Raw genomic sequence first — 23,790 nt, forward strand, 5'->3', positions numbered from 1 at the left:
TTTTTTTTCATAAGCGGTTACCTTAGGGCCGGTTAGAGGTCCCAGATGATATAGAGCGCGCCCCAGGTGAAACCTGCGCCGAAAGCTGTGAGTATCAGACGGTCGCCCTTCTTGATGCGATCGCGGCACTCGTCGAGGCAGAGGGGTATTGAAGCGGCTGAAGTGTTGCCATACTTCTCGATGTTGACCAGCACCTTTTCATTGTCGATGCCAAGGCGTGCGCCTACGGCCTCGATGATGCGGAGGTTGGCCTGATGAGAGCAGAACCAGTCGATGTTTTCGACAGTCAGACCGTTCTTCTCCATCACTTCGAGCGAAGAGTCGAGCATGTCGGTGACAGCGTTTTTGTAGACATTGCGTCCGTCCTGTATGACATAGTGCTGCTTGGCGTCCACAGTCTCGTGAGAGGCGGGGAGTGCCGAGCCGCCGGCGGGCATCCAGAGGTGCTCGAGGCCTTCACCGTCGACGTGGAACACGCCGTCGATTATGCCGACATTCTCCTCGGTCGGCTCCAGGAGCATGGCACCTGCACCGTCGCCGAAGAGGGGACATGTGGCGCGGTCTTCATAGTTGGTCATCGACGACATTTTTTCGGCGGCGACAACCACTACCTTTTTACGGAGACCCGAGCGGACATAGGCCGCACCGTCCTGAAGGGCTACGAGAAATCCGGCGCAAGCGGCCTGGACGTCATAAGCATAGGCGTTCTTGAGGCCACACTGATGGGCTATGATAGAACCTGTGGAGGGGAAGCGGTAGTCGGGGTTGGAAGTAGCGCAGATGAGCAGGTCGACCTCCTCAGGCTTTGTTCCGGTGGATTCGAGCAGACGCTCCACACATTTGATGCCCATGAAGGACGAGCCTTTGGAGGGGTCTTTTAAAATACGACGCTCCTTGATGCCTACGCGTGTGGTGATCCACTCGTCGTTGGTGTCAACCATCTGCGAGAGCATGTGGTTGTCGAGGATATCGTCAGGGGCGTAGGAGGAGAGTCCTGATATACGTGCGTTTACCATTGCAAATTTGATTAAATAGAATTTAAGCCTGAGTACCGATTTTTGGGGTTGGTACCAGGCTCTTTAAGTTTCTCTCCCGTGGAGGGGAGAATCGCGACTTTAGACAGCGGCGGTCTTTTCGATAACGATGCGTCCGCGGTAGTAACCGCACTCACCGCATACGGTGTGATAAAGATGCCAAGAACCGCAGTTGGGGCAGAGTGCCAGGGTGGGGACTACGGCCTTGTCGTGAGTACGACGCTTGGCTGTACGTGTCTTGGATTGCTTTCGTTTAGGATGTGCCATGACTTATTATAAATTTTTTATTTACTTGTTACTATTATCGTCTCGTTGGTGGTCTCAACTGTCGCCGTCGGGCAGCTCGGCCGAGAGTTTTTTCAGCCCGTCCCAGCGCGGGTCGGTGGCGGGGGTTTCGTCCACGTCGTCGGGCATGGCCTCCATCTCACCGATGAGAGTCTCGGCCAGCTCGGCATCCTCGTCGTCCTTGATGGCGCGGTGCTTGCGCAGAAGCGCGCTCATGGCCCTGTTGCACTTGCCCATGGGGTGGACGTGCTTGAGGGGAATGGCGAGCGACACAGTGTCGTATATCATGTAGGACACGTTGAGCGTGAGGTCGGTCTGCGGTATGATCAGCAGCTCGTCAGTCTCGTCGTAGTCGTCGCCATACTTCACTGCGATGTCGTAGGTCACGTCAATAGGCAGTATCAGGTCGTCAAGACAACGGTCGCAGATGAGTGTGACCGTGCCGGTGATATGGAACGCAAGATTGTACATATCATGCTTATGCACCACCGTGAGACGGACCTCAAGATCGGCGTCGTGCACGTCGGTACTCTCCATATTTACAAAGAATTGCTTATCGAGATGATATGCAAATTCCTGCGTGCCCTCGGGCATCGTCTTGAGCGGGATGCTGAATATTGATAACTTTCCCACGACAATATTGGTTGAAAAAACTGTGCAAAGTTATTGAAAAACTTTTGATTTTCAAAAATTTCAGCGAAATATTTTGATTATGGGAGAGATAATGGGGTCAATGGGGTAATCAACGAGTTAACAACGGGTCTAACGAGGCTAATGGAGCAGAGGGGAGATTGCGGCTTAGGGTCGGTGGTTGCGGGGGTGGTAGGCAAGGATGTCGGAACGGAGGGTGGATGTGTCGAGGTGGATATAAATCTGGGTGGTGGCTATCGATTCGTGACCGAGCATCTGCTGGATGGCGCGGAGATTGGCTCCGCCCTCGAGCAGATGGGTTGCGAAGGAGTGACGGAGGGTGTGGGGCGAGATGTTTTTGCGTATGCCGGCGGCCTGTGCAAGCCCTTTGACTATCTGAAAGGCGCGCTGGCGTGTGAGACGGCCTCCACGACGGTTGAGAAAGAGGATATTTTCGTCTCCGCGTTTGATTTTGAGCCGCGAACGGTCGTTCATCCATGCGTCTATCTCCTCGATGGAGGTGTCGGACATGGGCACCATGCGTTCTTTATCGCCTTTGCCGGTGACCACGAGGAAACCTTCGCGCGGATAGAGCTTGGATATCTCGAGGTTGACGAGTTCGCTCACGCGGAGTCCGCACCCGTATAGCACTTCCATCATGGCGCGGTCGCGCTGACACTCCTGCTTGGCATAGTCGATGGATGCTATCATGGAATCAATCTCCTCGACGGTGAGCACTTCGGGCAAGTGGAGCCCGAGGCGTGGCGACTCGAGGAGCTCGCCGGGATTTTCGTCAAGATAGCCGTCCATCTCGAGATATGCGAAAAAGGAGCGCAACGACGATACGATGCGCCCGCGTGTGCTCAGCGCGATGCCCACGTCATTGAGATCGCCGAGATAGAGGCGCAGCACGTCGGTGGTGACTTCGCGCAGCGTGGAGGCTTCGCCTTTGCCGTCGGAGAGCCATTTCAGAAACCGCCTGACGTCGCGCACGTAACCCTCGCGGGTGTTGGCGGACGCCCCTTTCTCAAGCGTGAGATAAAGGTTGTAGTCGGTAATCAGCCGGTCGATGTCGAGGATTGAGCGGGTCATAGCTGCAAGAAGTTCACTTCGTAATCCTGTCGCGGGAGGTCGTGGCGGATGACAGCTATGCCGACGAGCCCGTCGGTAAATGTCATGCCGGAGGTCATCGAGGCAAGCAGCGCGGCCCACCGGCTGTCATGGCCGGTGATATTGCGCTCGACAAGCACCTCGACCCCGGGGGCGGTGAGACGTATGCCTGCAAAGGGGATGCCCGGAGTGTCGGCGCAGACCTCGACTCTCGAGTCGGCAAGGGCTATGGCCTCGCGCTCGGTGTCGGCGAGCCGCAAGGCGTCGACGCGCGACGGCGCGAACTCACACACCAGCCGGAAGAGCAGCTTGTGCCACTCCGGCGAGGGCATGGCTTCCACCCGGGGCCAGGCGTAATATGCCGCCGCCCCGCGCTGCCTCAGCACAGTGGTGATGAAGCGGTAGGCAAAGGGTGAGTGCACTCCGTGGCCGCGGCTGCGCCACCAGCGTCGGACCGCGCGGGCGAGCGGTGTCATTTAGAGGATGTAACTTTTTTTCGGGCCATATATTTTCTGACAGCAAGACCTATGGCCACGGCTATCGCTATATATATAAGTATAATGGCGATGATGGCCACGGTGTCGGCCGTACGGGTCGACTCGGGGTCAAACGTCATCACGATCTCATGGTCGCCGGCCGGAATGCGCAGAGCGCGGAGCACATAGTTGACCCGTCCCAGACGAGCGGGCTGACCGTCAACGGTCGCGGTCCATCCCCACGGGAAATATATCTCGGAGAAGACTGCCACGCCACCCTTGGCCGAGCGGGCGCGATAGGTGAGACGGTCGGGAGCATAGGACGTCTCATAGATGGTGTCGCCGGGAACCACAGCCGAGCCGTCGCCGAGCACATCGCGGAAACTCTTGTCGGCCACAGCCTCGCGCGCGGGGTCAATCTGCGAGAGACGCTCCATCTCGTCATCGGCCCCGTCGGCATAGCTCACCGACTCCACCCACCAGGCATTGCCGAGGGCTTCGGGATTGGCGAGCGGCTGACCGTCCATGCCCACGACATAGCGGGCGTTGAGCATATTGAGCACATTCCAGTCGGCATCGGTCTGAGAGCCGTTGGTAAAGTGAGAGAGGTGGCGGTCAATGAGGTCCTGATAGCGGGTAAGCTTGGCCGCATGATAGCCCCCGATGGCCTTGTGGTAATAGGAAGGGTCGGCACTGAAGAAGCGTGGGATGTCCATCACGCGATAGTTCATGGCAGTGTCGGCGAGTATGGCCTTGTCGGCCTGAGTAATGGCTATAGGCGGGCCGACAGTCACCTGCTTAGGCACGAAACTGTCGTGACTGAGATAACGCTTGTTGACACCATAGAGGTCGCAGAGCACCAGCACGCCTATCACAGCGACAGCGGGCACCATCTTCAGCCATCCGCGCATGCATGCCACAAGCACCACCGCGCCAACGGCCACGATGATGAAGCTGCGCATGGCGTCGGCCTCGAGCAGACCGTAACGCAGCGACTCGACAGCCGCATAGATGTCGGGATTGCTCAGCGAGAAGGAGCGGGCCGTGGCGTTGTCATAGCCCTGCTGCACGAGCGACGAGGTGATGTAACCGTCAATCATGCGGTCGTTGTCGGTAATGGCCGAGCCGTAGACTCCCGGAGCCACCATGCCGATAACACAGAGAGCGAGCGTGACGCCGAAACACCACAGAAGCGGACGGCGGTAGCGTGCATAGCAGTCGGGGGTGGTGACAAGCTGCTGCAATGCCATGACGGCGAGCAGAGGCATGGTAAACTCGGCGATGACGAGTATGCTCTCGACTGCACGAAACTTGGCATACATCGGGGCCACGGCAAGCATGATATCGGTAAAGGCCATAGCGTGCTTGCCCCAGGCAAGGAGTATGGAGAACACCGTGAGCGCGAGCAGAGCCCACTTCATAGGCCCCTTGACTATCACACACCCCAGCAGGAACATCGCAAAGATGAGTGCGCCGACATAGACGGGACCATTGGTGCCCTCGGGGTCGCCGAAATAGTGGCTCATATAGCTGAGATACTGCTGCTCGAGCTGTCCGTAGGAGCGGGCGTCGTCGAGGTCGGAGAGATTCATGGCAGCCATGCGGCCCTGGGTTGGGCGCACCGATGCGCCACCCTTGATGTCTGGTATGAGCAGCGAGAATGTCTCGGAGGGCTGATAGCTGTATTGCGTTATATAATCCTTGTCAAGACCTGAGGTTGACTGCGAAGCCGAGGCGGCGGCCTGGGTGAGTTCGGAGTGGCGGCCGCGCATGGTCTCCTTGGAGTATTCGTAAGTGTTGTAGAGATTGGGCATATTGGCGGCCACGGCAAGCACACCGGCCACGGCAAGCACACCGGTAGCCTTGCCCCACTCTTTCATGGCCTTGGCGCGCCATGCAGTGACGCCACAGGCTATGACGATGCCGAGGATTACGTAGATGAAGTAGTAGGACATCTGGACGTGATTGCTCGCTATCTGCATCATGGCAAAGAAAGCCGCCAGGGCTCCGCCCGCGAGATAACGGCCGCGATAACACATGATTATGCCCGCTATGGTCGGCGGGATATAGGCGAGGGTGACGAATTTCCATATATGTCCGGCACCTATTATTATTATAAAATAGGTGGAGAAGCCATAGGCGATGGCTCCGATAAGGGCTATGTACCACCGCATATCCATGGCTATGAGGAGGATAAAGAATCCGACCATCATCATGGCTATGAGCGACGAGGGCGAGGGGAGCCCGAGGCCCATCACCGTGTTGACCCATCCGATGAGCCCCGAGGAGGTGTAGGTGGGTTTGATCTGAAAGGTTGGCATTCCGGAGAAGAGTGAGTTGGTCCAGCGTGACACCTGCCCGGTCTGCTCCATGTGTTGCATCAGCTCGTGACTGATGGCCACGCCCTGCTGCATGTCATGCTGACGGAGCTCGTTGCCCTGGATTGCATCGGGATAAAAGAAAGCGAAGGCCACCGCAGCGATGACAGCAAGCCCCGCTATAAAAGTCAGTATTTTTTTCATAAATCGGATGTAAGGGGATGGGGGGATTACTCGGCCGGACGGAGCTCGAGGGGTATCTCTTCGGCCACACTGTCGGCGGCGGCCGAGTCGGCGGCAGCGGGCTCGGGGGCGTTCAGCGTGCCATCCTGGATGGCGTCATACTGCGCGAGCCGCTCGCGAAACATTACAGCTATCGAGTCAAAATCCACCTCGGGATTGATGCGTTTGGCCTTGGCAAACGCCGCGCGGGTGTCTTTGGGATTGGTGGAAACGGCTATGTCATAGACGTCGATATATTTGCGTATGGTCTCGAGGTCGCGGCGACGCTCCTTGGCTGCCACGGCGTCGTTGTGCACGCTAAGAAAAGCCATGAGCACCTGCACGGTCTGCTCGGGGGTGAAATCGTCAACAAAAAGCGACATGCTGTCGGCCATAGCCGAGGCGCGGCCTATATTGCCCACGTTGAGAGCTTCGGCAAGCTGTGTGTTTTGCTCGTCGACGCTTTCGGCGACTGTTTCCGACTCCTCGCCGCTTGTCTTAGACCCGCATGCGGTCATGCAGGACATCAGCACGACAAGGGCGATAAGTGATAGTATATATCTCATTTCCAAATTGATGTTTTGCGTGCAAAAATACGGAAAAATATTTAGAGATACAATTCTTATGGTTTATAAAGTTAAAAAGAGGATAACAGAGCCAAACGACAGACAGGAGTTTTTTAGATGGTGTTTAAACAGTAAGAATTTGCATAATCGCATAAATTTGTATAACTTTGACCCCTGACTCCATGACTCTATCCTAAGAAGTTGTTTAATAATAACCTCTTAGTCTAAACTAATCAACCAATCATCACCCCATCCATGAAACTCTTATCGCCCCATCTACTGACTCTCTGTGCGTTAGTCACATGCGCCTCAGTTTCGGCACAGGACATCCCGTCACAACTCGACGCCATCCACAACGGCGAGGGCCTGACGCAGAAATATGACGGCTCAGGAATAACCATCGGCATTCTGGACATTGGTTTCGACCCCAACCATCTGGCGTTCAGCCAGCCGGGCAATCCCTCTCAGAGCCGCGTCAAGGCTTTTTATTACATCAAAAACACCCCAAACTCAAAGGTCGACCTTTCGGGATACACCACCGACGCGGAATCGGCATATCATGGAACACACGTAGCCGGCATAGCGGCCGGAGGTTATGACGGAGCGGGCCGATATAACGATGGCTCAGGCACCGCCAACTATGACAGGATGCCGACCTTCGGCGTAGCACCCAACGCCGACATAGTGATGGGCTCTGCGGGAGCCAATCTGAGTTCCACTACCTTAGGCAACGGTCTCTCGGCTCTGCTCAACGACTATGCTCCCGCCTCAGGCAAACCCATAGTCATAAATATCTCGTCGGGCGACATCCAGGGCTCGCGCAGCGGTACGGGTGCAGGTGTGACCGGCTCGATCGTGGCGGACTATGCCGGCCGAGGAAACATTATCTGCGTGGCCGCAGGCAATGAGGGAGCCTTGCGATGCGCCATGAAGGTGGTTGGCAGCGACAATGCTCCTGAAGAATATTGCGTAGGCCTCCCCTACACTTCCGAACAAAAGACCACACACGTCTACTCCACCCCGCGACTGAAAGAGGGAGCGACTGGTTTCCCTACAGTAAGCGGAATGGCCGGACCGGCGCAGGTCGATTTTATAGTCTATGACTCAGATTCGGGCGAAATATGTTTCAGCCGCAATCTCAACGACATCCTTTCGTCAGTGCAAAAAGCCATAGGCGGCAGCAAAACCGCGAATCAGGGCTGTGAGGTGAACAAGGATTTCGACAAATGGTTTTCAGACGACTCCTACATACGCATCGTGGACGGCTGGCTCAACGCCACCCGCGAAGGAGCATCAATAGTGCTCTCGGAGAAAAGCGAGTACAGATTTCAGATATTCTCGCGGCTCAAAGGCGGCAAGGATTCGCGCTACCGCCCCGGCCTGTATGTCAGCTGCCGCAAGGGGGAGAGGGTGTATGGCTACACTATCAACAATACGCTTGACTCATATGGCGTAGGTGCGGCCTCCAATGCCGACAAGACCAAAACTTATCCTGCATGGCACCAGGGCACCACCGACGGCTCGCTCTGCGGCATCGCCACCATCGATAACATAATATCGGTAGGTGCTTGCTCGGCCACTTCACGCACAAGCTATCTCAACGGCAATTCTTATGCGGCTTCAATCAAGCCCGGAGAGATATGGCCGTCGTCATCATACGGTCAGAACACCTTCACAGGCGAACGTCTGCCCCACGTCGTGGCTCCGGGCTATAACGTCATCTCGGCGGCAAACCGCTATACCACCCAAAAAATCAACAATGACTCTTATGCCTCAGCTTCGGCTCAATATGGCGGCGAGACCTATTACTGGCTTCCACTGACCGGCACTTCGATGGCGTCACCTTTCGTGGCTGGCACCATCGCCCTGTGGCTCCAGGCCGATCCTAAGCTGACGGTGGCCGACATCAAGGAGGTATTTCGCAACACCAACGTGTATCCCGAGGCAGTGCTCGCTCTTCCGGAGGATGACGAGAAGCGTCTGCGCTGGGGCGGCGGCATGATACAGCCGCTGGCCGGTCTGAAATATATCATAGAAAAGAATGCTCAGACAGGTATAGGGAATGTCTCCGCGAGCCACGAGATCCTCGTGGAACAATCTGACACAGAGGTATGTGTGTTTGTGGCGGGCGAGTCTCAGTTGCGCGCGCGGCTCGTCTCTATGACGGGTGCCGCCGTGGCTTCGACGTCGGCCGCCGGAAATGAGATACGCCTCTCGACCGCCGGACTGCCTGGCGGCGTGTATATCCTTGAGCTACAAGGCTCAGCTTCACGATTTACTCAGAAGATACTATTATAGGTTATTTCTCATAGTTTAGAAAGTTAAAGGAGTTTAGAAAGTTAATACAGGGGCACAGAAGTCAATAAAATGCCCCAGTCTTAACTTTCTAAACTCCTTTAACTTTCTAAACCATAAGAGATAAACGGCAGCATTTGTGTTAACGCTTGTTAAATGATTAGGGGGGGGCAAAATTTTTATATTATTTTTGCAAAACTTATCAGACTTGACAGATATCTAATTTATAACCTGATATAGTCACATTTTGATATTACCTAAACAATCATTCACTAACCTTCCAATTTATTCACTCAATACATTCACCTAACTTATGCTTAAACACATGAGACACAGGCAACTACTATCTCTGGCTTTAACGGCATCAGTTGGTGCGGCCGTAATCCTGACGGGATGTTCCGTCGAACCGATATTACCCTCTAAGTCAGAAGAGTATTCCCGCGAGTTCATTAAGAACTTCGGCGTGTTTGACCGCACCCACGACTGGAACCACGCCACACGCACCACAGTAGACATCACAACCACCCGCCCCACTGACGTTAAAATCATGGCTGATTATGACGGTAAACGTTATATTTTCGGTTCGTACACCAATGTCGACGGCCAAAAGACTCTTGACGTCGACATACCCAAGGGCGTTACCGACCTCATAGTCCGCGCCAACGGACATAACTATGCCGTAAAAGCCGGCGGAACAGTAGATTTCAAAACCACAGCTCCGAGCAAATCGCGCGCCTCACGCACCATCACTTATGGCACATATCCCGTTTTTGTCAATGGTGCCGAGCAGACAATCACTGTATCAAAGACCGAAGAAGCCGATTGGCGCACAATATCTTGCATCGACGTCAGAGGCTTCAACAGCGTGATGCCTGAAAGTAATTTAAATATCTATAAGCAAAATGTAGATATAGATTTCGTATTCCGCTCTGTAGGACCTATCATTATATACACCGTATATTGGAACACATCCCAACCCAATAAACTCGGTATCGCCATCAAGGATGACAATGACAATATCCATGAAATTGAGCTATGGCAGAGATATCGCTCTGAAACTTTCGATCCAGAGAACAACCTCTTAGGCACAACAACCTTTAACAAGGTCGAACGATATGAATTTCATGATTTTAGAACAAATGAGACCATAAAACAAGTCCTCAGAAAGAACTGGAAAGAAAGTCTCAGCCCCAACGATGTAACACCGGCCGAGTATCTCGAAATAGCTCGAAGAGTTATCGGCGATAATGTAAAATCAGTGCTCAAAGTTAATAACGGTGAGTGCAACGGTTACGGTCGTTATGAAGAAGGTTGGGGTAATGGAGATTACGTCCTGCTTGAATATATTACTGATGAGACAGAACATAACCCGGAAATAAAAGGTGTCGGCACAGATGATGGCGTAGCCCTACCCTCCGGAACTGATGGTTGCATACTGACGAAAGGCATACGAGTAGACATACCTGTCGGCATGCGTTATATAATGTATATTGAGCGTGGTGACGGTACAAAAGTTTATTCTATGGCCGATTACAATCCCGACCCGCTTATGCAACGAGATGAAAACGGCAACATCTTAAAAGACGATAACGGGCAAAACCTCACAGTTGAAGGTAAACAAGCCTTCCATGCTGCGACATGGGTCGGACCTAAATTCGGATGGACATGGCTTGGTTTTGAAGACTGGTTGTCAAACGAAGGAAGCGACATGGACCTCAATGACATGGTGTTCCTTATTGATAACTCGGACCACGTGTATGACAACCCCGTTGTCGAGATTGAAGATCCTGATGATCCCAAACCCGAAGTATGGGAGTGGATTATTGCCTGCGAGGACCTTGGCACGAATGACTTTGATTTTAACGACGTGGTGTTTAGCGTGTCGGGGGCTGTGACCGATGCCCTGACCGAGACCAGGACCGTCAAGGTGAAAGCTCTTGCCGCGGGTGGTACTCTGCCTGTGTACCTATATTATAAGGACAACTTGCTCTTGCCCGACGAAGAGGGCGGTGCAGAGTTTCACGCATGGTTTGAGGGCAATCACTCGTCGGGTACGGTAATCAATGCCTCGGGTGTGCGCGCAACCGGCAAGACTGCCACCGTAGAGGTGGACAGCGACTTCACAATGTCGTGCTGCATGACCGCGACCGAAGGAGAGAGCGGCAACATGGGCGGATTTAAGGTAAAGGTGGAGCACGCTGACGGCAGCACTATCATCTCGGCCACCAATCCCAATATCGAGAGCTTGATAGGCACAGCTCCGCAGATGATATGCGTGCCGGCCACATGGCGGTGGCCCAGGGAGAATGTGCATATCCGCACAGTGTATCCCGATTTCATCAGATGGTGTGAGAGCGGTCATGACACCACCATCGAATGGCACAACAACCGCAACGGCAACGGGTATTTCTTATAGTCTAAAGAGTTTAGAGAGTTTAAAAAGTTAAAATAATAGCTTGGTGGATATATCACCAACGGATACCCTCCAAAACTATTATCTTAACTTTTTAAACTCTCTAAACTCTTTAAACTATAATAGATAAACTTTGAAACTATAAGATAAATTGTTAACTTTGCAGTGCTTTAATGCGCAAAGGTGACAGTCTGCCGGCGCGTATACTTATTGTTTCACTCATAACCATAGTCTTGGACACAGATCCTTTACCGGCCGTAGAGGCCTTATCAAATCTCGTCAACGGCTTGGCTTCCATGCCACTGCTCGCCATCCCCGCCATGGATGCGTCGCAGATAGCAGCCCTTGCAATCGCAATTCTGGCCCTCATAGTCTCAGGCTTCGTATCGGGCAGCGAGATAGCCTTTTTCTCGCTCACGCCCATGCAATATGACCAGCTCGAGGAAGAGGGCGACTGCGGAGAACGTGTGCTCTCGCTGGTCGGACGTCCCGAACGGCTGTTGGCCACCATACTCATCGCCAACAATCTGGTCAACGTCACCATCGTAGTGTTGTGTAACTTCGCACTCGGCCCGGTGTTTGAGGGCATGAGCGAACTGTGGAGCTTTGTGCTGCAGACGATACTGCTGACGTTTCTGATACTCCTGTTCGGGGAGATATTACCCAAACTTTATGCCAACTCCAACAATCTGGCGTGGGCCCGCATGGCCACAGGTCCGCTGAGCCTCGCCGTAAAGATGTTTTACCCGCTGTCGTCGGTGCTTGTGAAGAGTTCGGTGATAGTCAATAAGGTCGTGCCCAAACACAGCGACTCGGTGACCGCCGACGATCTCTCGCAGGCCCTTGAAATCACGGCCGTGGACTCGGAGCAGGACAAAGGCATACTCGAGGGCATACTGAAGTTTGGCGACACCACGGCCTCGGAGGTCATGACCCCGCGTGTCGACGTGACGGGACTCGATGTGGAGCTTACATTCGCCGAAGTGATGAAAGTAGTCATCGACAGCGGCTTTGCCCGTCTGCCGGTCTACGAGGAGACGATGGACAATATCAAGGGTGTGCTCTATTCGCGCGACCTGCTGCCCTATGTGGGCAAGACCGAGGCCGCGGGCTTCAAATGGCAGTCGCTCATGCGCGAGGCCTATTATGTGCCCGAGTCGAGGATGATCGACGACCTGCTCGAAGATTTCCGCTCGCGGCGCGTACATCTGGCCATAGTGGTCGACGAGTTTGGCGGCACTCAGGGCATAGTCACGCTCGAGGATGTGCTCGAAGAGATAGTCGGCGACATCGACGACGAGTATGACGAGGAGGAGGAGACCTATCACCGTCAGCCCGACGGGTCGTATGTGTTTGAGGGCAAGACGCTCCTCAACGACTTCTTCCGCGTCACCGGACTCGACGAGTCGGAATACGCCGACGTGACCGAGGACTGCGAGACCCTCGCCGGCATGCTCCTTGGCATCAAGGGCGACTTCCCCAAAGATAAAGAGTCGATAGTCTACGGCCGGTGTCGCTTCCTGGTGCTCTCCGTGCGCCAGCACCGCATAGTCAACGTGCGTGTCAAGGTGATGGGCGAGGTGCAGACCGATCAGATAAAACAATGAAACGTATAACGGGCCTCACGGGGCTTACGGCCCTGCTGCTTCTCACTGCCGCCTGTGGCGGAGGGGGGAGCGATGCAGTTGTGCCGCGACCCGTGGCCTGGCCGCGCGTAGAGATGCCCGACAGCTCCTATGCCGACGTGCATGCCCGCGGGCTGAGGTTAAGGGTCAATAAGAGTGCCGATGTCGACGTGTCGTCTTCCGAGAGCGGGGCATGGATTGATGTCGGCTATAATGTCATAGGGTCGCCGCGCCTCTATCTCACGCTCACCGAGTGTGGCGACGGGGGGACGGGGGCCGTGCTTGCCAACCGTCGCGAACGCGTGATGCTCAATCTGGGCGGGCAGCGGTGTGAGGTCCTGGAGTTTGCCACCCCCGCAGGATGGGAGTGTACCCTGGTGGTGGCCCGCGGGTCGATGACCACCCCTGTGCAGTTGCTGGCCCACGACCGGGACAGGGTGCTGAGCGGCGCGCTCACGCTGTCGCTGCCCGACTCGCTTGCGACCGACCCGGCCATGATTGCGCCCGTGGTCGACGCTGTGGAGCGCGACATGACGGTGTTGCTTAAAGGACTGGGAGATGAATGATGTGATGATATACCGCAGCGAGCTGCCCGAAGCGGGACGCAGCGCGCGCCGTGAGGCGGAACGCGCGGCCGTGGTGCGGCTTGTGACGACGGTTTTCGGGCCCGACGCGACGATAGCCCACAGGGATGACGGGAGCCCCTATGTGGAGGGGCGTGACGATGTGTATGTCTCGGTGTCGCATTGTGCCGGCGAGTGTGTGCTCGCGGTGAGCCGACGCCCCGTGGGGGTCGACATCGAGACCGCCCGCCAGCAACTGACGAGGATAGCGGGAAAGTTTCTCACGCCTGCCGAGGCCGCGCGCGGACCTCACGGACTTGACGCGCTGCTGCGTTACTGGACGGCCAAGGAGGCGGTGTTCAAGTGTGGCGGCATGCCCGGCCTGGTCATCTCCGAGATAGAGCTCACTGCCGACCTTACGCGCGCCCACGCACGCGGGCGGACGTTTACAGTAGAATATCATATCCCCTCGCCCGGCAAACTCATGGCCGTTGCCATCAGGGATGAGGGATAGCAAACCTATAATCATCAACCACGACTTGACAACATGACCACCTTTCTCCCTCAACGCGGCAGTATGGAGCCAGCGAGCCTAATAAAGCTGACGATTTTTTTTTAAAATATTTGCCCCATTCGGCCCATCCGCCCCATTTGGCTCATCCGCCCCATTTGGCTCATAGGTCTCATCAGCCGTCGGTGATTTTTTTCAAAAAATTTCATCTTTTTTGGCCCATCTGCCCCATTCGCCCCACTCGGTCCATTAGCCTCATCAAGCCCATTTCACCCGATTTTCGGCCCGAATCCCACCGCCTTTTCGACCAACAAATATTCTGTTTCACGGAAAATGCACTTTTTGAGTGATTTTTTTCCTAAAATATTTGCACAGTACTCAAATCTGCTATAACTTTGCACTCGCTAAAGGGAACTAACCGATAGCACCTCGATAAAACCTTGGTGTGGTAGTTCAGCTGGTTAGAATACCTGCCTGTCACGCAGGGGGTCGCGGGTTCGAGTCCCGTCCATACCGCTGAGGAGAGAGGAGAATGAGTAATTGATAATCTTCGGATTTCGTTACTCATTCTTTTTTTGTATACATACCTTTGCAATATCCTCGCGCGCATGTGCGTTATTACTGCAGTGAGAAACGTAGCCCACATCTTTGTGTCGCGCCCGCGATGGGGCGTGGCGTTAGTGACGGCTGTGGCTTTGGCCATGGCCCTGTGTGCTTGTTCCCCTAAGAAAAACACTGCCGCCACGCGCAACTATCAGGCCTTCATCACACGCTATAACGTATATTTCAACGGCGACGAGCACTACAAGGAGACGCTCAAGGAGATGGAGGCGGCTTATGAGGATGATTACACCGGGCCCATGCTCCTGCATCCCGCCGAGGCCTATGGTGTCCCCTCTGCTCCGAGACCCTCGGGCTCGTTCTTCCGCTCAATCGAGAAAGCCCAGAAGGCCATACAGCTCCACAGCATCAAAAAACGGCCCCGGCGCAAGGCCGGCAAGGGCAATGACCCGGAATACAAGAAATGGCTCAAACGCGACGAATACAACCCTTTTCTGCACAATGCGTGGATGATGATGGGACGCTCGCAGTATATGAACGGCGATTTTCTCGGAGCCGCATCGACATTCTATTACATCAGCAAACATTTCACCTGGCTCCCCGCCACTGTCACCGAGGCACGGCTATGGGAGGCGCGGAGTTACTGTGCCCTCGACTGGCTCTATGAGGCCGAGGTCATAATCACACGCATCAAGCAGGAGCAACTGACGTCGCGACAGCTCAAGGAGCTGTATGCCTTCACCGCGGCCGACTTCTATGTGCGTTCACATGACTATGAGCGCGCCATACCTCAGTTGCGCGAGGCCGCACGGCTTGCTGGCAAGAATCAGAAGGCCCGCATCAATTTCATACTCGGGCGCGTTTGTGCCGCCGCCGGACGCAATGCCGAGGCCTATGAGGCCTACAAAAAAGCCGGCTCACAGAGCTCGTCATATCGCGCGAAACTCAATGCTCGCATCAAGCAGAGCGAGGTCTACGGCGGCGCGGACATCACTCCCGAAGTCAAGGCCCTGCGACGCATGACCCGCTATGGCAGCAACCGGGAGTATCTCGACCAGATATATTATGCCATCGGCAATCTCTATCTCTCGCGCCGCGACACGGCCAACGCCATCACCAACTATGAGCTCGCCGCCAAGCACTCCACACGCAACGGTGTGGACAAAGCCATAGCACAGGTGACGCTCGGAGGTCTCTATTATGACCGCGGACGCTATGACAAGGCCCAGCCCTGCTATGCCGAGGGGGTGCCGCAGCTACCCGAAACCTATCCGGGATATGCCGCCATGAAACACCGCTCGGACGTGCTCGACGAACTGTCGGTCTACACGCAGAACGTCGTGCTCAACGACTCTCTGCTGCGCCTGGCCGCCATGCCCGAGGCCGAGCGGCTCAAGGTAATCGACGGCATAATCGAAGCCTTGAAAAAAAAGGAGCGCGAGGAGGCCGAGGAGGCGCGCCGAGAGGAATACATGGCACAGCGCGAGGCCGAGGGGAGCAATCTCAACACTCCGGCCGGCAGCGCGCCACAGGAGTTTACGCTCAACACCGATAAATCATGGTATTTCTACAACACCGCCACACGCAACGCCGGACGCACCGACTTCCAGCGCAGGTGGGGCTCGCGCAAACTCGAGGATGACTGGCGCAGACGCAACAAGGCTTCGTTTGCAGCCATCGACGAGCCCGGCGAAGAGGATGACTCGGCCGACACAAGCGACAGCACGGAGATCTCCGACGAGCCGGCCGACAGCATCGCGGCTGCCGACGCCTCGCCTCGCGCCACCGACCCGCATTTTCCCGAATACTATCTCCGGCAGATACCCGTCACCGACGTGCAGAAGGCCACGGCCAACGAAGTGATCCAGGAGGGGCTCTACAACTCAGGGCTCATACTCAAGGACCGCATGGAGGACTTCTCCGCCGCACAGGCCGAATGGGACAAGCTCATGACACGCTATCCCGACAACGTGTATCGTCTCGACGTGTATTACAACCGCTATCTCATGCACATGCGCACGGGGCGCGAAGACCTGGCCGAGCCGTTCCGCCAACGTATACTCTCGGAGTTTGCCGACTCGAAATACGGCCGGGCCATGAAAGACCCCGCCTATATACAGAAACTGCGCAACATGGAGGCCGAGCAGGAGTCGCTCTACCGCCGGGCCTATGACGACTATCTCGCCGACCGCAACAGCGAGGTACACGAGATATACCGCCGCGTGGAGCGCGACTATCCGCTGTCGCCGCTGATGCCTAAGTTCATGTTTCTCCACGCGCTGGCCTATGTGACCGACAACAAGGCCGAAGAGTTTGGCGACGTGCTCCGTCAACTGCTCGACCGTTATCCCGACGCCGACATCGCCCCGCTGGCGGCATCCTGGAGCCGCGGACTCTCGGAGGGCCGCAAGCTCCACTCGTCGGGCTCCAACACCCGCAGCATGCTGTGGGACATACGTCTGAGCAACGACTCCACGCTACTGGCAGGCGAGGCGGGCGCGCCTGAGTTCACTCTCGCGCCCGACGAGCCCCACTATCTCGTGCTGCTCTTCTCGACCGAAGCCCTGTCGCCCAACCAACTGCTCTACGAGGTGGCGCGTCACAACTTCTCGACCTACGTCGTCAAGGATTTTGACCTCGAGGTAATGAACTTTGGCCCGCTGGGGCTGCTTATAATAAAGGGATTCGACAATCAGGCCGAGCTCAACCACTACCGCTCACTGCTGGCACGCGACGGCACCTTCACCATGCCGGCCGAGGTACGCCCCGTCGAGATAAGCAAAAACAACTTCGAGCAACTGCTGAAGGGAGCCGGATCGTTTGATGACTACTTCCGCTTCATCGGCGAGGAGACCATCCGCGACACCCACGAGTCGGTGCTCCCGCCCGACGAATATCCGCCGGCCGAGGAGATGTATCCCCCCGCGCCGGAGGACACGGACTCTCAGGAAGTAAAGCTGGAGACCAAAACCGAGCCTAAACCCGCGACAAAAACAGAGACCAAAAAAGAGACCAAAAAAGCAGACAAAACCACGGTCAAAGAACCGGTCAAAGAGCCTGACAAAAAATCGACACCCGTCACCACCCTGCCCGACTATCCACTCGGCTCGGAAGGAGACGAGGACGACTGAGAGTCGCCGCACAAAACGTTATTACTAACTTTCTAACCACAGACCACCCATTGGCAAAGTTATTATGGGCTGACGACGAGATAGACCTCCTCAAGCCCCACATAATGTTTCTGAAATCAAAAGGCTACGACATCGCCACCTGCTGCAGCGGTGCCGACGCCCTCGCCATGGCCGAGGAGCAGCCCTTTGACCTCATCATACTCGACGAGAACATGCCGGGTCTCACCGGCCTCGAGACTCTCCAGCGCATCAAGCAAGCCTCGCCCCACATCCCCGTGATAATGATTACCAAGAGCGAGGAAGAGAACATCATGGACCAGGCCGTGGGCAGCAAGATAGCCGACTACCTCATCAAGCCCGTCAACCCCAACCAGATACTCTCGTCGATCAAGAAAAACCTCCACAGCGACCGTCTGGTGAGCGAAAAAGCCGCCACCGACTACCGGCAGGACTTCTCGCGCATAGCATCGATGATCAACAGTGCCGCATCGATGGACGACTGGATGGAGCTCTACCGCGTGCTCGTGCAGTGGGAGATGCAGCTCTCGGCCACCGACAGCTCGATGGACGAACTGCTGGCCATGCAGCGCACCGAAGCCGACTCGACCTTCTGCAAATACATATGCCGCAACTACGAGTCATGGATCACCGACTCCAAGTCGGAGGGACGGCCGATGTTCTCGCCCGAGGTATTCAAATCGAGAGTATTCCCGCTGCTCGACGCCGGCGAGAAAGTGTTTTTCATCCTCATCGACAACTTCCGCCTCGACCAATGGTCGGCCATCAAGCCGCTACTGGCCGACACCTTCACATTCAAGGAAGACCTCTACTGCTCCATACTCCCCACCGCTACACAATATGCGCGCAACTCCATCTTCTCGGGCCTGATGCCGGTCGACATTGCGCGGATGTTTCCCGACCTGTGGGTCGACGAGGACTCGCCCGAGGGCAAAAACCTCAACGAGTCGCCGCTGATAGCCACCCAGTTTGAGCGTTACAGGCGCAAATGTCGCTTCTCCTACAACAAGGTCAACGACTCTGCCGCCGGCGAAAAACTGCTCTCCGACTTCGCCAATCTCCTCGACAACGACCTCAATGTCATAGTGTTCAACTTTATCGACATGCTGTCACACGCGCGCACCGAGTCGCGCATGATACGCGAACTGGCCTCGACCGACGCCGCCTACCGCTCGCTGACCGAGTCGTGGTTTCGCCACTCGCCGGCCCTTGAGATATTCCGCGCCATCGCGGCCAAGGGTTTCAGGATAGTCCTGACCACCGACCACGGCACCGTGCGCGTCGACCGTCCCGTCAAGGTGATAGGCGACCGCAACACCAACACCAACCTCCGCTACAAGGTGGGCAAAAACCTCGACTATCCGCGCAAGGAGGTCTACGAAATCAAGTCGCCCACACGTTTCGGCCTCCCCGCCCCCAACGTGTCGTCGACCTACATCTTTGCCACCGGACGCGACTTCTTTGCCTATCCCAACAACTACAACCACTACGTGCAGTATTACGACGGCACTTTCCAGCACGGAGGCATATCGCTCCAGGAGATGCTCGTGCCGATAATCACACTGATGCCTAAGGAAGTTTAAAGTTTAAAGTTTAAAGAGTTTATAAAGTTAAAGAGTTTATAAAGTTAAAGAGTTAAGATAATCATGAAAGAGATAATAATCCGATCGACCGACGCGCTTGACGAAGCCGCCCGCGAGTTTATGGCGGAGATGGGCGACGAGACCGTCTACACCTTCACCGGCGAGATGGGTGCCGGCAAGACAACTTTTATCAACGCCCTGTGCCGTGCCCTCGGCGTGGAGGACGACCCGACAGGCTCGCCGACATTTGCCATAGTCAACGAATACCGCTCCGACACCACGGCCGAACTCATCTATCACTTCGACCTCTACCGCATCGAGAATCTCGAGCAGGCCTTTGACATAGGCATCGAGGACTATCTCGACTCGGGCGCGCTCTGCTTCATCGAATGGCCCGACCGCATCGACGACATACTCCCAGACGACACCGTCCGCGTCAACATCGAAGTGCTCCCCGACGGCTCGCGCCGACTGACTTTCTGACACTCCTCCCGCGCGATGTTTATCATAAAGGACACTCTGCCCTCGACAAACAGTTATCTCGCCGGGATAGCCGCCGACGCCCCCCACGGCACGGTGGTCATGGCCCGCGAGCAGACAGCCGGACGCGGACAGCGAGGCAACTCGTGGGAAGCCGAGCCGGGATGCAACATCACACTCTCGCTCCTGCTGCGTCCCGAGGGGCTGCATCCGGCGCGCCAGTTTGTCATCTCCCAGGCCGTGTCGCTCGCCATCGCCGACATGGTAAGCCACTTCGTGGCCGCTCCGGTGAGCATCAAGTGGCCCAACGACATATATGTCGACGACCGCAAGATATGCGGCATCCTTATCGAGAACACCATCACCGGCACCTCCATCGACCGCACAATCGTCGGTATCGGACTCAACGTCAACCAGACGGAGTTTCGCTCCGACGCCCCCAACCCCGTGTCGATGCGCCAGCTCATGCCCAAGATAGAGTTTGATGTCGAATCGCTGGCCCGCGCCATGGTCTCTGACATCCTCGGGCGCGTCGACGCCGCGCTTGCCTCGCCTCAGCAGTCGCTCAGCGGGGAATATTTCAGCCGGCTGTGGCGCAACCAAGGGTGGCACCCCTTCTATGACCATCAGCGAGGCCACGCCATGACCGCCCGCGTCGACTCGGTAGACCCCTCGGGCATCATCACGCTCACCGACCGCGCCGACGGCATAGCCCGCACCTATGCCTTTAAAGAAATCTCATGGCTTTAAAGAAATCCCATGGCTTTAAAGAAATCCCATGGCTTTAGGCCAATGCCCTATGACTGAACCCATCACCCTCGAAGAATTTACCTCACGCATAGCCGGGGCCGTCAACGGCGTGCCCGGACTGGCCGGCATATGGGTGACGGCCGAGACCTCCGACGTGCGACGCTCGGGCCACTGTTACCTCGAACTGGTGCAGAAACACCCCCTCACGGGCGAACCCGTGGCCCGCGTACGCGCCACAATATGGCGCAGCACATTTGCCCGCATCGACGCCGCCTTCACCCAAGCCACCGGCCAGCAGTTTGGCAGCGGCATCAAGGTACTGGTACGCGTCACGGCCTCGTTTCACCCCGCCTACGGCCTCTCGGCCAACATCACCGAGATTGACCCGTCCTACACACTCGGCGACCTCGTGCGCCGCCGACGGGAAATAATCGCGCGCCTGACGGCCGAAGGCATCATCGACCTCAACCGCAGCCTCATGTGGCCCGAAGTGCCCCTGCGCATGGCTGTCATCTCGGCACCCGGAGCAGCCGGCTACGGCGATTTTGTCCATCAGCTCTTCACCAACCCCTCGCGGCTCGACTTCCGCGTGCGTCTCTATCCCGCGCTCATGCAGGGTGCGTCGGCCGCCGCCAGCATCATTGCCGCGCTCGAGCAGATAGCGGCCGACGAGGAGATGTGGGACGGTGTGGTGATAATACGCGGCGGCGGAGCCACAAGCGACCTCGCTGCCTTCGAGAGCTACGAACTGGCCGCCAACATTGCCCAGTTTCCGCTCCCCGTAATCATCGGCATAGGCCATGAGCGTGACATCACCGTGCTCGACTCGGTGGCCAACATGCGCGTCAAGACCCCCACGGCAGCCGCCGAGTGGCTCATAGCGCGCGGCGACGAGGCTCTGGCCACGCTCCACCGTCTCGGCTCGGAAATCTACATGCTGGCCTCCGACCTTCTGGCCGGAAACCGCGAACAGATAGCCCGCATCGGAGCGGCCCTCCCCCATCTCCCCGACATGGCTCTCCGTAACGCCCGCACACGGCTCGACCGCCTCGCGGTGGCTGTCAGCGACGCAGCCTCGACCTGCCTGCGCCCCGAGATGTCGCGTCTCGACGTCATGGCCGAACGTCTCACAGCCTCGGCCGAGGGCGTGATAGAGCGTCAGCGGGCCCGTCTCGAGCGCATCGACGGACTCGTGCAGGTGCTTTCGCCGCAGGCCACTCTCGCGCGCGGCTACTCCATAACCCGCGTCAACGGCCGCGCCGTCACCTCGGCCGCCGACATCCGTCCCGGCGACATCATCCACACCACCCTCGCCTCGGGCTCAATCGAGTCAAAAGCCTGACAGACGCATCTCTCACGAAGAAAAAATTGCTGACACGGGTCCTTTTGCATCATCCCTTTCGCCGCGATAATGCAATAATCGGGGCGTGGATGCGTTTAAATAGATGATGAATCACGGTGTTATCACATATCTGCGCGTCTGTGTTGCGATGCTCGTCGCAGCAGTGGCCGGCGTGGGCTTCACGGCCTCGGCCCAGGCTCTCAACGACAAGGTGCTCAACCGTCCGTATGCCGACATGCGCCGCTGGCACCTCGGCTTCTCGGTGGGCGTGCACACCCAGGACGTAACCTTTGTCCACAACGGTTTTGTCACCGAGCAGGGCGAGCAATGGTATATGGAACAGCCCTCGTTCTCGCCAGGATTTTGCGTCAACGGCCTCATCGACCTGCGGCTCAACTCTCTGTTCAACCTCCGCTTCACTCCGGGCATGTATTTCGGCAACCGCGACATCACAATGCGCGAATATCTGACAGGTGCGGAGCTGAGACAAAATGTCAAGTCGACCTATATCGTGCTCCCCGTCGACCTGAAATTCTCAGGCATGCGCTATCGCCAGTCGCGCCCCTACATCACCGCCGGAGTGATGCCGTCGATCAATCTCACCCGCAGCAGCGGCGACTATCTGCGCGCCAAGCCTTTCGACATGTATCTGACAGCCGGCTTCGGCTGCGACTTCTATCTGCCTTATTTCAAATTCATACCCGAAGTGAAATTCTGCTTCGGCCTCTCCGATATAATAGACCACGACCGCCCCGACCTGGAGGACGAGCCTGACAAACTCAAAATCACCCGTTCGCTCAAAAAAGCCCTCTCGCGCATGGTGGTATTCACATTCTATTTTGAATAATGCCCCGCATCCTCCCCCACATACTTCTCAAGGCCATGGCCGTCGCGGCCCTGACCATCGCCGTCGCTCCGCGTCTCTCGGCCCAGGGCGACGCCATGCTCACGCACTACTGGGCCGTGCCGACCTATTACAACCCTGCGGCCGCCGGTGACACCGACAACATACGTCTGCGCGGAGGCGTGCGAGCCCAATGGACAGGCATCGACAATGCCCCTCGCACGTTTGTAGGCGCGGCCGACACCCCGTTCAAATTTCTCGGCAAACGATGGGGCGCGGGAGTGGTGGTGCAGCAGGAGTCATACGGACTGTTTCGCAATCTCACGGCCAATGCCCAGATAGGCTATAAGCACAAGGCATTGAAGGGCGAATTTACCTTTGCCCTCCAGGCCGGATTTTTCAACGAGCAGTTCAAGGGCTCGGAAGTCTACATCCCCGACGATGATGACTATCACCAGAGCACCGACAACGCCCTGCCCGACCGCGACGTGGCCGGCAACGCCTTTGACCTCGGCCTCGGTGTCTATTATGTACACAAGCGGTTCAAAGCCGGCCTCTCGCTGCTCCATGCCAACAATCCCACCGTTACATTCAGCGACGAAAACGGCACTCAAGGCTCGGGCGAACCGAGCTCATCGGGTGACGGCATGGCTAAAAAATACAGTTTTACGGCCAATCGGACGCTCTATTTTAACGCCGAGGGCAATATTCCCGTGAAAAACACGTTATTTGAAGTGCTACCTTCAGTGCTGATAAGGAGCGACTTCACGTTTACCGACGTGGCCGCTACCGTCCGCGCCAGATACAACAAGATGTTTTCGGCCGGCATCGGCTACCGCTACGGCGACGCCGTGTCGCTCATGCTCGGAGCCGAGCTCAAGGGGATATTCATCGGCTACAGCTATGACTACCACCTGAGCGACATCGCCAAGGCTTCGTCGGGAAGCCACGAGATATTTGCCGGCTACAACCTTAAACTCGACTTCTCAGAGAAAAACCGCAACAAACACAAGAGCATACGCATAATGTAACT

Annotated in this window: 19 protein-coding genes and 1 tRNA gene; 13 read left to right on the forward strand and 7 right to left on the reverse strand. The window is 56.4% G+C overall.

Annotated elements, in window-relative coordinates:
- Positions 1-32: 32 nt before the first annotated feature.
- From QGT73_RS01530 to QGT73_RS01560, 7 genes are all read right to left on the reverse strand, one after another.
- A complete protein-coding gene (locus QGT73_RS01530; RefSeq protein ID WP_123616744.1) occupies positions 33-1,016 on the reverse strand; it encodes a beta-ketoacyl-ACP synthase III in 984 nt (327 codons plus the stop codon).
- Positions 1,017-1,115: 99 nt separating this feature from the next.
- Positions 1,116-1,301: a 50S ribosomal protein L32 gene (gene rpmF / locus QGT73_RS01535; RefSeq protein ID WP_123616745.1), complete on the reverse strand. Its 186-nt coding sequence runs from the start codon at positions 1,299-1,301 to the stop codon at positions 1,116-1,118.
- A gap of 54 nt (positions 1,302-1,355) precedes the next feature.
- Positions 1,356-1,952 (reverse strand): YceD family protein, encoded by a 597-nt coding sequence (locus QGT73_RS01540; RefSeq protein ID WP_280121129.1) that lies wholly within the window; start codon positions 1,950-1,952, stop codon positions 1,356-1,358.
- 165 nt (positions 1,953-2,117) lie between these two features.
- Positions 2,118-3,041, reverse strand: coding sequence for a site-specific tyrosine recombinase (locus QGT73_RS01545; protein ID WP_280121130.1), 924 nt, complete (start codon positions 3,039-3,041; stop codon positions 2,118-2,120).
- Entirely contained in the window at positions 3,038-3,535 is a 498-nt protein-coding gene (locus QGT73_RS01550) for a hypothetical protein (RefSeq protein ID WP_280121131.1), read from the reverse strand. Before QGT73_RS01550 ends, QGT73_RS01545 begins: the two co-directional genes overlap by 4 nt.
- Positions 3,532-6,057 carry a hypothetical protein gene (locus QGT73_RS01555; protein WP_280121132.1) on the reverse strand — a complete coding sequence of 842 codons (2,526 nt, stop codon included), beginning with the start codon at positions 6,055-6,057 and terminating at the stop codon, positions 3,532-3,534. The genes QGT73_RS01550 and QGT73_RS01555 overlap by 4 nt, the downstream gene beginning before the upstream one ends.
- A 26-nt stretch (positions 6,058-6,083) precedes the next feature.
- Entirely contained in the window at positions 6,084-6,641 is a 558-nt protein-coding gene (locus tag QGT73_RS01560) for a hypothetical protein (RefSeq protein ID WP_280121133.1), read from the reverse strand.
- A gap of 255 nt (positions 6,642-6,896) precedes the next feature.
- On the opposite strand from QGT73_RS01560, the gene QGT73_RS01565 reads away from it, so the two are divergent.
- From QGT73_RS01565 to QGT73_RS01625, 13 genes are all read left to right on the forward strand, one after another.
- Entirely contained in the window at positions 6,897-8,939 is a 2,043-nt protein-coding gene (locus QGT73_RS01565; protein WP_280121134.1) for a S8 family serine peptidase, read from the forward strand.
- 322 nt (positions 8,940-9,261) lie between these two features.
- Complete coding sequence (locus QGT73_RS01570; RefSeq protein ID WP_280121135.1) at positions 9,262-11,352, forward strand: DUF4842 domain-containing protein; 2,091 nt, start codon at positions 9,262-9,264, stop codon at positions 11,350-11,352.
- A gap of 230 nt (positions 11,353-11,582) precedes the next feature.
- A complete protein-coding gene (gene gldE, locus QGT73_RS01575; RefSeq protein WP_280121136.1) occupies positions 11,583-12,956 on the forward strand; it encodes a gliding motility-associated protein GldE in 1,374 nt (457 codons plus the stop codon).
- The gene (locus QGT73_RS01580; protein WP_280121137.1) at positions 12,953-13,540 is read left to right on the forward strand and encodes a hypothetical protein; all 588 of its coding nucleotides are present in this window, start codon (positions 12,953-12,955) and stop codon (positions 13,538-13,540) included. Before gldE ends, QGT73_RS01580 begins: the two co-directional genes overlap by 4 nt.
- Positions 13,541-13,544: 4 nt before the next feature.
- Positions 13,545-14,051, forward strand: coding sequence for a 4'-phosphopantetheinyl transferase family protein (locus QGT73_RS01585; RefSeq protein ID WP_280121165.1), 507 nt, complete (start codon positions 13,545-13,547; stop codon positions 14,049-14,051).
- A 439-nt stretch (positions 14,052-14,490) separates the two neighbouring features.
- Positions 14,491-14,564 (forward strand) — tRNA-Asp (locus tag QGT73_RS01590).
- A gap of 110 nt (positions 14,565-14,674) precedes the next feature.
- A complete protein-coding gene (gene porW, locus QGT73_RS01595; protein ID WP_280121138.1) occupies positions 14,675-17,740 on the forward strand; it encodes a type IX secretion system periplasmic lipoprotein PorW/SprE in 3,066 nt (1,021 codons plus the stop codon).
- Positions 17,741-17,790: 50 nt separating this feature from the next.
- On the forward strand, positions 17,791-19,341 hold the full coding sequence (gene porX, locus QGT73_RS01600) for a T9SS response regulator signal transducer PorX (protein ID WP_280121139.1): 1,551 nt from the start codon (positions 17,791-17,793) through the stop codon (positions 19,339-19,341).
- A 63-nt stretch (positions 19,342-19,404) separates the two neighbouring features.
- A complete protein-coding gene (tsaE, locus tag QGT73_RS01605) occupies positions 19,405-19,824 on the forward strand; it encodes a tRNA (adenosine(37)-N6)-threonylcarbamoyltransferase complex ATPase subunit type 1 TsaE (protein WP_123616755.1) in 420 nt (139 codons plus the stop codon).
- 15 nt (positions 19,825-19,839) lie between these two features.
- Positions 19,840-20,571 (forward strand): biotin--[acetyl-CoA-carboxylase] ligase, encoded by a 732-nt coding sequence (locus QGT73_RS01610; protein ID WP_280121140.1) that lies wholly within the window; start codon positions 19,840-19,842, stop codon positions 20,569-20,571.
- 49 nt (positions 20,572-20,620) lie between these two features.
- The gene (xseA, locus tag QGT73_RS01615) at positions 20,621-21,913 is read left to right on the forward strand and encodes an exodeoxyribonuclease VII large subunit (protein WP_280121141.1); all 1,293 of its coding nucleotides are present in this window, start codon (positions 20,621-20,623) and stop codon (positions 21,911-21,913) included.
- A 103-nt stretch (positions 21,914-22,016) separates the two neighbouring features.
- Complete coding sequence (porT, locus tag QGT73_RS01620; RefSeq protein ID WP_280121142.1) at positions 22,017-22,760, forward strand: type IX secretion/gliding motility protein PorT/SprT; 744 nt, start codon at positions 22,017-22,019, stop codon at positions 22,758-22,760.
- Positions 22,760-23,788: a PorP/SprF family type IX secretion system membrane protein gene (locus tag QGT73_RS01625; protein WP_280121143.1), complete on the forward strand. Its 1,029-nt coding sequence runs from the start codon at positions 22,760-22,762 to the stop codon at positions 23,786-23,788. The genes porT and QGT73_RS01625 overlap by 1 nt, the downstream gene beginning before the upstream one ends.
- The last annotated feature ends 2 nt before the right edge of the window (positions 23,789-23,790 follow it).

Source organism: Duncaniella muricolitica (assembly GCF_910574735.1).
Taxonomy (GTDB): Bacteria; Bacteroidota; Bacteroidia; order Bacteroidales; family Muribaculaceae; genus Duncaniella; species Duncaniella muricolitica.